General features: G+C 45.8%; 2 protein-coding genes. One reads left to right on the forward strand and one right to left on the reverse strand.

Going from position 1 to position 4,736, the window contains the following annotated elements; all coding sequences use genetic code 11:
• A partial coding sequence (gene glgC / locus B9J84_RS04480; protein ID WP_094123626.1) for a glucose-1-phosphate adenylyltransferase occupies positions 1–1,155 on the forward strand: 1,155 nt, incomplete at its 5' end.
• A gap of 112 nt (positions 1,156–1,267) precedes the next feature.
• Here the strand turns inward: glgC and B9J84_RS04485 are convergent.
• Entirely contained in the window at positions 1,268–4,423 is a 3,156-nt protein-coding gene (locus B9J84_RS04485) for a chitinase C-terminal domain-containing protein (protein ID WP_094123627.1), read from the reverse strand.
• Positions 4,424–4,736: the final 313 nt, after the last annotated feature.

Consider the following 4,736-nt stretch of genomic DNA (forward strand, 5'->3'; position numbering starts at 1 on the left):
ACTGATGACAGAGCAAAACCGGCTGTACCCTTTGGTGGAAAATATCGAATCATTGATTTTACACTCACCAACTGCCTACACTCAGGGCTGCGAAAGATTTTGGTCCTGACTCAATATAAATCTCATTCATTACAAAAACATTTACGTGATGGCTGGTCTATTTTCAATCCAGAACTCGGCGAATTCATTTCTGTGATCCCCCCGCAGATGAGAAAAGGCGGAAAATGGTACGAAGGAACGGCGGACGCTATCTATCACAATATGTGGCTACTTTCACGCAGTGATGCCAAACACGTCGTTGTTTTATCTGGTGATCATATCTACCGGATGGACTATGCCTCTATGCTCGAAGCTCATAAGCAAAAAAATGCTGCACTGACTATCGCCTGCATGGATGTCCCAAGAGAACAAGCTTCTGCCTTTGGCGTGATGAATGTGGATAATGACTTCAAAATCACCTCATTCATCGAAAAACCAAGTGACCCACCCTCCATGCCCAATAATCCTCATCGCAGCTTAGTTTCTATGGGAATCTACATTTTTGATATGGAAGTATTAAAAAGTGCTTTGATTAATGATGCTGAACTGGAAAACTCGAGTCACGATTTTGGCAATGACATCATTCCCAAATTGATTGAAAGCCATGCTGCTTATGCGTATGAGTTTTGCGGTGACCGGGGGCGAGTCGCTAAAGATTGTTACTGGCGAGATGTCGGAACACTTGATTCTTTTTATAACGCTAACATGGATTTACTCGAACCTGTTCCACCAATGAACTTATACCAAAAAAACTGGGCCATTCGAACATACGAAGCGCAATACCCACCTGCGCGCACGGTTTCTTCTGCAACAGGTAACGAAGGTATATTCATTAATTCGATCATTTCAAACGGTGTGATTAATTCTGGAGGTTCTGTACAACACTCCATTATTTCTTCAAACGTCAGAATTGATGATGGTGCAACAGTGGTCGATAGCATTTTATTTGATGATGTTGAAGTCGGCGCAGGGTGTCAGCTCATGAGATGTATTATTGATAAACATGTAAAAATCCCTCCACATACTCAAATTGGCTTAAACCCAGTTGAAGATGCCCAGCGTTTCCGTATTTCAGAAAATGGCATTGTTGTGGTACCCGAAAGTTATCAATTCTAAACCTATATTTTTTTGCCCACTCAATTTATCCCTCATTAAAATGAAGCCTTAGCACACGCTAAGGCTTCTTACTTTACACTGAGTTCAAAACATACCGATTAATCACGCTCGGTTATGGGCACGTTGTTGCATCCCAAAACCAATTTGACTGAGTCGGTGACTCCCAAACGCCGGGGTTGTTTTTGGCAATAAAACATTTCCCGTTGTAAATCACAACATCGCCAGTTTTCACCTGTGTGGATCCGGGAACCCAAGTAATGACATTGCTAGGATTCGTGGTACCACCGGTATCGCCACCGCCAGTATCTCCACCGTCACTGCCACCAGAAGATAGGTCAGCAAGTGGAAGATCCGGTTGTTCAAACTTGAAGGCGTAATCGACACCATTAATGTTTACGCTGTAATTTGCAGGCCCAGAAATAGGCAGATAGTAAACCATATCCAGTTCATACACGCCGCCTGCGGGCAGAGCTTTCCAGTTCGGTAAACTAAACGCTACGCGGTGCATGACGCCGTCTAAACCACCGACGTTGTTGGCGCGAGTATGGCCAGAAGCAATCACCGTCAAGCCACCACCAGATTGGTCTTTAGCATTATCAGGTGCAGATACGGGGATATCAAACTGGAACTCAGTACCACCTGGGATCTCTTGACCTGTGTTGTTAGTAAAGCTGATTTTAGGGTTGATTGGGTAGTTTTGATCACCCACCTTAAATCCACCAACGGAGACCACGATGTCTACGGTTTCACTGGCAATCGTTCCTGTTGCAAGCGTGTTGCCATAAGGCGTTGCCGACTTAAACTTGTCATAAATTGCTTTCGTCATGGTATTACCCATGTGGTATTCGCCATTTCCGCTTGCACAAGCTTGCTCTGTTGAATCCACTTGAGTGCGTTGGCCATTAGCATCCAATACATAACAGTTATAATCGCCTGCTAACTCCCAAAACATGATGCCGCCGATCTCTTTATCGATGACATAATCGGCTTTGGTGTTGATAGACTCTTTATCTTCAGTTGATAAGAACACCCCTTTATCGGCATTCCACAGCCAAGGCGCGACGGCAACGCTGTCATAGTGACGTTGGTAAAGACCGACAAGTTGATCGGCAGGTTCATTCACTGGATCAAGATTATAAGCCTGGGTGTAAGAGCCCCAAATTCCCTTCTCTAGGTTTTTGGCATGCCACATTGGGTTTGAACCTGCACCCATCTCGTTTCCTTTCGGATCGGTGTCGTGCCACATGTTGTCAATACCCACCGCGCCGTGGCCACAGTTGTTTTTCTCACCCTCACCAGTGCCCGGAGCACATTCAGCTTGGTTAGGTAATGCCGCTCGCCCCCATAAACCATTCTCTCCACCCGTGACACCTTGCCAGCCGCGCGTGTAGTAAGGAACGCCGATGTTGATGCGCCCTGCGGGCATAGAACCGCGGAAATAATGATAAGCCCAGTCAGTGTTGAGATAACCAATACCACCGTATTGAGCCGTACCATATACGTTCCACTGTGCTAACTCTGAATCTTTACCAGTGTCATACAAAGCCGCGTTGTGACCCACGTGATCATTCCATGCGCCGTGTAAGTCATAAGACATGATGTTCACATAATCAAGATACTGAGTGACATCAAACGTCTCCATACCACGCAATAGATAACCAGAAGATGGTGCTGCGATCGTCAGCATGTAATGGTGGCCATCTTGTGCCGATGCTTGATCAAGCTTCTGACGTAGTACCTTCATTAACTCTTGGTACGACGCCCATAAATAAGCACGGCGAGGTTCCATAATCGCTTTATCATCTGGATTACCTGCGCCCGCCATTGAGGTTGGATATTCATAGTCGATATCGACACCATCGAATTGATATTTACGAATCATTTCAACAGCCGATGTTGCAAATTTTTCAATACCAGCGTGGTTGATAGAGCCATCCGCGTTGGTTGTCATCGTATAAAAACCACCATCGGCGACACGGTTGCCTGCCGTATCAAAGTGCCCGCCAGTTTCAGCCCAGCCTCCGATAGAAATTAAGGTCTTAACATCAAATTTTTTCTTCGCTGTTGCCAACGCACCAAAATGACCTTTAAAGCCTAATGCAGGATCAATCTCAACCCCTGGCCACTCTTTGCCCACTGCCGCATTATTGGGATCGTTCACATCGCCCACATTCACTTTGCCATCGGAACCTATGCTGACGAAGGCATAGTTAATGTGCGTGAGCTGCTCCCACGGGATGTCTTTTACAAGGTAAGCCGATTGCGGATCATCACCCGCACGCCAACTGGTGAAATAACCGATCACACGACGTGGATGATCCGCCCCCATGATCTCACGACCTTCCGCATCGTAAACGGTGCAATAAGGTACATTCACACCTTCAGTTTGATATAAACCATCAGGACGACAATTATTAGCTATTGGCGCGCCATTGACTGTTAAAGTCGCTAACGTGGAATCTGTCGTCGCACCAAAGTTATCAGTGGCGCGTGCAAACACCGCCAAGTTACCCGCTTTTGTCGCGGTGTATTCTAAGGTATACGGAGCACTAACAGCCGTTCCAACCAGCGTTCCCGCAACAAAGAAATCAACTTTATCGACGCTTCCATCAGTATCAGCAGCGTTTGCGGTTAAGGTGACTAAAACCCCCACATCAACGGAAGCCGCAGAAAGCGTAATATCAACGGTTGGAGCCTGGTTGCCTGGTTGTTGTGCCTCTTTCACCGTTAAGGTCGTTGCACTTTTCACGCTGGCATCACCTTTATCATCGATGGCTACAATAATGAATTCATGCTGACCAGCGGTTGCGACCCACGTGGCTTTATAAGGTGCCGTGGTGACTATACCCACAATTGCACCATCGACAGAAAACTCGACTCGAGCAACGCTGCCGTCACTATCGGTTGCGTTCGCACTTAATATTACGGTATCACCGACAGCAATCACATCTGCTGCGGAAGGTGAAGAGAGATTCGCGGTGGGTAGCTGGTTCTCACCACCGGAAGTGGCGCAAACATCCAACACTTTCCACTGGGCATAATCACCGGAAAAGTTGGCTGGATCGTTACCTTGAGTCCAATAGTTAGCTTGGTAGGCGGTACCACTGTGCTGAACCTTGTTACCGCCAGTATAAACTTTTGACGATTCCCAAGGGCTTAGTGTCGTGCAATCAACGGCTGCATAGCTGTTAAAAGCCATCAAGCAAGAGGCCGTTAAAGTGCTCAGTGTAAAAACACCCTTTGCCACTGTCCTGTTGTTTAAATGCATAGCTGCTCATTCCTTAAGTTATTGTTTCACTATAAAAAGCCTCGTATCAAGAAGAAACCAGACTTTAATTCTCACGTGAAACAACTGTAGGACAGAGCGATAAATAAGCACCTCAATTTGTTCAAATATCAAAAATCACTCGCAACAAGTTGCACTATTTCTGCAAAAGAGACATCGTTATTTTGCATCAACAACTAATTATTGGTTAATTTTCCGATTCTAAAAAAAGCGCCGAAATCAGAACAATATACGGACTGCCTGCCGGTTATTTAACTTACACACTATCAAAAAGAGCAAAAAATATGCAACAACA

The organism is Vibrio sp. V03_P4A6T147, from assembly GCF_002241085.1.
In the GTDB taxonomy this organism is placed as follows: domain Bacteria; phylum Pseudomonadota; class Gammaproteobacteria; order Enterobacterales; family Vibrionaceae; genus Vibrio; species Vibrio anguillarum.